This is a genomic window from Sulfuricurvum sp. (genome assembly GCF_049305995.1).
In the GTDB taxonomy this organism is placed as follows: domain Bacteria; phylum Campylobacterota; class Campylobacteria; order Campylobacterales; family Sulfurimonadaceae; genus Sulfuricurvum.
The window spans coordinates 1-5,631 of sequence record NZ_JBAQPS010000338.1; the positions used below are offsets into that span (position 1 = coordinate 1).

The following is a 5,631-nucleotide window of genomic DNA, read 5'->3' on the forward strand; positions in this document are numbered from 1 at the left end:
CTTTATATCAACCGCGAGCTATCATGGCTCCAATTTAACACTCGTGTTTTAAAACAAGCACTCAATGAATCGCTCCCTCTTTTGGAAAGACTCAAATTTTTAGCCATCTACGGGACCAATCTCGATGAATTTTATATGATCCGTATCGCAGGGCTCAAAAAACTTTTTAGCGCGGGTGTCAATGTATCCGGTGGAGATCGTTTTACTCCGCTTCATCAACTACGTGAAATTCGTGCATACTTGCACGACGAGCAAAAAGTGGTGGAGCACTGTTTACTCGACATTATGCACCATCTCGAAAAAGAAGGAATGTTTTTTAAATCCTATCAAGAAACAACTCCTGATCAGCACAAAATCCTTGATCGCTATTTTCATGAAAATATTTATCCCGTTGTTGTTCCAATTGCTGTCGATGCGACACATCCATTCCCTCATCTTAATAATCTCAGTTTTGGGCAAATCGTCAAACTTCGCGATAAAGACGATAATAATATAGAACGATACGGTATTATCCGAATACCCCGTGTTCTTCCCCGATTTGTCGATATTGACAACCGTATTTATATCCCGATTGGAAGCATCGTTGCCGAACATATCGGCGATCTTTTCCCAGGATATGAACTAATTAAATTCTCCGCGTTTCGTATTACCCGTAATGCCGATATCGCGATCGAAGAAGAAGAAGCGGATGATTTCATGGAGATCCTCGAAGAGGGGCTAAAACTCCGTAAAAAAGGGGAAATTGTACGTCTAGAGCTGAGTAACCATGCGGATGATGATCTCCTTAACTTCTTTAACCGCCATGCTAATGTTTTTAAAGATGATATCTACCGTTTCACCACTTATCTCAATCTTGGTGCTCTTTGGCAAGTGGTGGGAAACAAAAATTTTGCTCACCTCACGAGCCCAAATTTTAAACCTCGTAATCTCCCTCCACTTGATTCGGATGAGAGTTTATACGGTATTCTCGATAAACAAGACTTAATTTTATTTCATCCGTTTGAAAGTTTTGAACCGGTAGTTCGTCTGATCCAAACGGCGGCAAAAGATCCCGATGTCGTCTCAATTCGAATGACACTCTATCGCTCCGGGTCCAAATCGCTCATCGTTCAATCCCTCATCGCTGCAGCTGAATCAGGTAAACAAGTCACCGTCATGGTAGAACTCAAAGCCCGTTTTGATGAAGAAAATAATCTTATCTGGGCAAAAGCACTGGAAAATGCCGGCGCACATGTGATTTATGGAATTAGCGGTCTCAAAGTTCATGCAAAAGCGGCACTCGTGACTCGTCGAGTCAATGGAAAACTCAAACAATATGCCCATATCGGTACCGGAAACTATAACCCATCCACCGCAACAATCTATACCGATATCAGCTATATGACGAGCAATGATGAAATTACCTATGATATGACTCGGTTTTTCCATTTTTTAACCGGTTTTAGTAAAAAAGGGAAATTGAGTGAGCTTTATATGGCACCAACTCAAATCAAACCGAAACTTCTCTCACTCATCCATAATGAGACACGTATGGAAAATAATGGGATGATCATTGCCAAAATGAATGCTTTGGTAGATGAAGATATTATTCGTGCCCTCTACAAAGCATCGCAAGCCGGGGTAAAAATTGAACTCATTATCCGAGGTGTTTGCTGTTTACGTCCGGGAGTGGAAGGTGTCAGTGAAAATATTCGTGTCACCTCTATCATTGGTAAATATCTCGAACACGCCCGAATTTTTTATTTTAAACATTCATCTCCACAAACTTATATTGCCAGTGCCGACTGGATGCCAAGAAATCTTTTACGCCGTATTGAGCTACTAACTCCTATCTCAGGCGAAGATGCCTCCGCAAAACTTCTCCAAATTTTACAATTACAGATATCAGATAACGATTTAGCCTATGAACTCCAAAACAATGGAACCTACACTAAAGTTATACCTATGGGTTCTGCGATAATTAACTCACATGCCATTGTTGAAACCGAAACCAACAAAGTGTATAATTCGGTCAAAAAACAAACACCGAATTACGTGCAACAATTAACGAATCGGTTATTTAAAGAGAGCTAATGATCTATAATTACTTACACTATACTCCCACCATCGGTGAGCGAACATGGATCGCTCCATCTGCCGATGTTATCGGACGGGTAGAACTTGGGGAAGATGTGAGCATTTGGTTTGGAAGTGTCGTGCGCGGCGATGTTCACTTCATCAAAATCGGAGATCGCACCAGCATTCAAGATTTGAGCATGGTTCATATCACCCATCATAAACGCGACGATATGTCTGATGGCTATCCTACCATCATTGGTAACGACGTTACGGTAGGACATCGTGTTATGCTGCATGGATGTACCATCGAAGATGCGTGTCTCATCGGTATGTCTGCCACTATCCTCGATGGTGCAGTAATCGGCAAAGAGTCGATTGTGGGAGCCGGAGCATTGGTCACCAAAAATAAAATTTTTCCTCCCCGCTCGCTCATCATGGGAAGCCCTGCAAAAGTGGTGCGTGAGCTGACCGATGAAGAGGTAGCCGAACTCTATGCTTCGGCAAAGCGCTATGTAAGTTTCAAAGAAAACTATCGCGTACCCAATGTTTGATCTCGTCATCGCCGCCGATATTCTCGGTATTTTTGCTTTTGCCCTGAGCGGCTTTCTCGTCGGAGTGCGGAATAATCTCGATTTATTGGGGCTTATCATCTCCGCATCCCTCACCGCTTTGGGCGGAGGTGTCGTCCGTGATGTTTTACTGGGGCGTACTCCGTTTGCTTTTAACGAATACTACCCTGCTATCACCGTCATTGCTACGATCCTCTTTGCCTTTGCTTTTCGCCTCTACCGACGTGAACAACTCGAACGCCAATGGCTCTTTGTCATCTCCGATACGATCGGTCTCGTAGCGTTTAGTATCACCGGAGCCTTACTCGCGATCGAAGTGGAATTTAACTTTTTCGGCGTAATGATCCTCAGCTTCCTCACCGCTGTCGGTGGAGGAGTATTGCGTGACACCATGATAAATCAAGTTCCCTCCGTTCTCATCAGCGATTTTTACGGTTCCATAGCTATTATCGTCTCAATTTTGCTTTTACTGTTAGCTCAAATGGATATGATCAACACATGGGGAGTCGCAGGGGTTGCGGCATTTGCCATCTTTTTACGCCTACTCGCTGTCACAAAACAATGGCATTTGCCTAAACTCAATATGGATTCATAGTGCGTACCTTTAAAATCATTTTTTTAGCCCTCATCATTGGGGGAATCATCGATATCGGACGTTTTTTTCTTCATCCGGATATCTCGGAACTCAAAGAATTAAACCCAGTTCCTACCGCTTTTATGGAATACCGTCAAGAAGAATGGGCGGAACAAAACCGTAATCAAGAGATCAGCCACAAATGGGTGCCGATGGCAAAAATATCTCCGAATATCGTCAAAGCGGTTCTGATTGCTGAAGATGACGGTTTTTGGAATCATGACGGCTTCGATGTCAAAGGGATGGAAAATGCGATCGAGCGAAGTCTAAAAAAAGGGGTTGTTGCGGGAGGCAGTACCATCAGCCAACAGCTCTCTAAAAACCTCTATCTCTCTCCAAGCAAAAATCCGGTACGCAAAGTCAAAGAGGCGATCATTACTTGGCGTATTGAAAGTACTCTCTCCAAACGCCGTATTTTAGAAATTTATCTCAATGTTGCCGAATGGGGGGACGGGATATTCGGAATCGAAGCGGCAGCTCGTCACTACTATCATAAAAGTGCGAAAAATCTAACCGGACGTGAAGCAGCGCGTTTGGCGGCGGTTCTTCCTAATCCGATCAAATACAATCCGATCGGAACCCAAAAATACGTCAAAAACCGTGCTCGTATCATCTATAAAATCATGAAGCGCAGAGGGATTGTCATACCTGATTTTAAAGAGGTCATGGCTCCGCCAAAACAAGAGGAGAGGGTGATTTCTGAGAGTAATGAGAGTATCAGTGAGCTTTTCAATGAGAGCACTCCGGATACTCCATCGGCGAATGAGCCATCCGAGCCTTCTGAAATTCACGAAGAGAGCCTAGAGGTCAATAGTTCGCTCACTTTTTAATTTTATGGTACACTGTTCCATTAAAAATGAGGATTCACCTATGAATAAACGGACGTTTCTTAAATTCTTTGCCCTCGCCTCCGGAGGTGCTGTTTTAGCTCCCAATACCCTCTTGGCTTCCGATGCACACCACGCGGCCCCTGCAACCGGTGAACTTCAAGAGATGGCAAAGAAAATATTTGCCGAAGTGATCTCTCAAAACGATTATTACGTCAATAAAAAAGGCTCTTCTTTTTTCCAACACTTCAAAGATTCTCAACACCCGAGAGCCACCGTCATCGGATGTTCCGATTCCCGTTTTCAAAGTGATGTCCTCGATGCCTCCGCTGAAAACGATCTCTTTATCATTCGCAATATCGGAAATCAGTTTAGTTCCAATATGGGAAGTGTCGAATACGGTATTCGTCATCTCAACACACCCTTGCTTCTTGTGGTAGGACACTCACGTTGCGGTGCAGTCAAAGCGGCAATGAGCGATTATTCAGGCATTGAATCCAATATTATCAAAGAACTCGACTCTATCTCTTTGGCAATTCGTAAAACTTCTCTGATGGGTACCGAAGAGGCTAAATGGCTCGCGGCTGTCCAAAGCAACGTCCATCAGCAAATCATGTACGCACAAAAAGAGTTTAAGTCCGAAGTCGAAAGCGGTAAACTCACGATCGTTGGGATCGTTTATGACCTTGCCAATGATTATAACAACGGTTATGGACGTCTCAAAGTGATCAATATCAATGGGGAAACCAACCCTGAAAAAATTATGCAGTTTCCATTGATGAAATCACTCTTTAAGCCTGTACACGTCTAAAAAATTTTGCATGGGGGGTTTGCCCCCTTTCAGGCATATTCTTATTCTTCGAAATAATCACTATCAATTCTCTTAATTTCATACACTGTTTTTACAGAGACACCTACATTATATTCAATCATTAAATCAGCTAAAGTCAGTCCATCAATAAGGACAATTTTTATTCCCGTAATCATGGCTGCACTATTTTTTGCTTGTGTAGTAAAGTCGGATGTAGTAATAAAAACTCCTTTGCGCGCACCTTTTAATTGCAATGAACCTATAAAATTTCTGATTTCAATATCACCGACAGTGCCTTGCCATCTTTTTGCCTGTATATACACTGATTCAAGTCCTAACTTGTCCTCATTTATGATTCCATCAATACCACCATCACCACTTTTACCAACAACTTTACTTTCTCCAATAGATCGTCCATACCCCATAGTAGACAATAAATCCACTACCAAATGCTCAAAAAATGATGGAGAGCATGTTTTTATAGTTTCCAATAGTTCTGATGCTAAACTATTATTTAGTTTTGAATGCAATTTATCTAAAGTCTCTTCCGGTGTTTCAAATTCGAATGTTGCTTGTGCATTTTTTGGTTGTTGTACAGATGGACTACTTTTATCTAAATTCAAAAATTTCACAATCTCATCAAATTTTTTCAAATAGCTAATATTTATTTCAGATGGATTTTCTGAAATCACTTGCAAACCACGTTGTGTTATTTTATAAACTCCTCTCACT

The 5,631-nt window shown here is 42.1% G+C and carries 6 protein-coding genes; 5 read left to right on the top strand and 1 reads right to left on the bottom strand.

What is annotated here, in order from left to right:
• From WA010_RS11485 to WA010_RS11505, 5 genes are all read left to right on the top strand, one after another.
• The coding region (locus WA010_RS11485; protein WP_422557251.1) for an RNA degradosome polyphosphate kinase at nucleotides 1-2,073 on the top strand (2,073 nt) is incomplete at its 5' end.
• Entirely contained in the window at nucleotides 2,073-2,609 is a 537-nt protein-coding gene (locus tag WA010_RS11490; protein WP_422557252.1) for a gamma carbonic anhydrase family protein, read from the top strand. The genes WA010_RS11485 and WA010_RS11490, both read left to right, overlap by 1 nt.
• The gene (locus WA010_RS11495; protein ID WP_422557253.1) at nucleotides 2,602-3,222 is read left to right on the top strand and encodes a trimeric intracellular cation channel family protein; all 621 of its coding nucleotides are present in this window, start codon (nucleotides 2,602-2,604) and stop codon (nucleotides 3,220-3,222) included. The genes WA010_RS11490 and WA010_RS11495 overlap by 8 nt, the downstream gene beginning before the upstream one ends.
• Nucleotides 3,222-4,091, top strand: a complete 870-nt coding sequence (gene mtgA, locus WA010_RS11500) for a monofunctional biosynthetic peptidoglycan transglycosylase (RefSeq protein WP_422557254.1) — start codon at nucleotides 3,222-3,224, stop codon at nucleotides 4,089-4,091. Before WA010_RS11495 ends, mtgA begins: the two co-directional genes overlap by 1 nt.
• Nucleotides 4,092-4,131: 40 nt before the next feature.
• Entirely contained in the window at nucleotides 4,132-4,899 is a 768-nt protein-coding gene (locus WA010_RS11505; RefSeq protein ID WP_422557255.1) for a carbonic anhydrase, read from the top strand.
• Nucleotides 4,900-4,940: 41 nt separating this feature from the next.
• Here WA010_RS11505 and WA010_RS11510 read toward each other — a convergent pair.
• Nucleotides 4,941-5,631: restriction endonuclease (locus WA010_RS11510; protein ID WP_422557256.1), on the bottom strand; the 691-nt coding region annotated here is incomplete at its 5' end.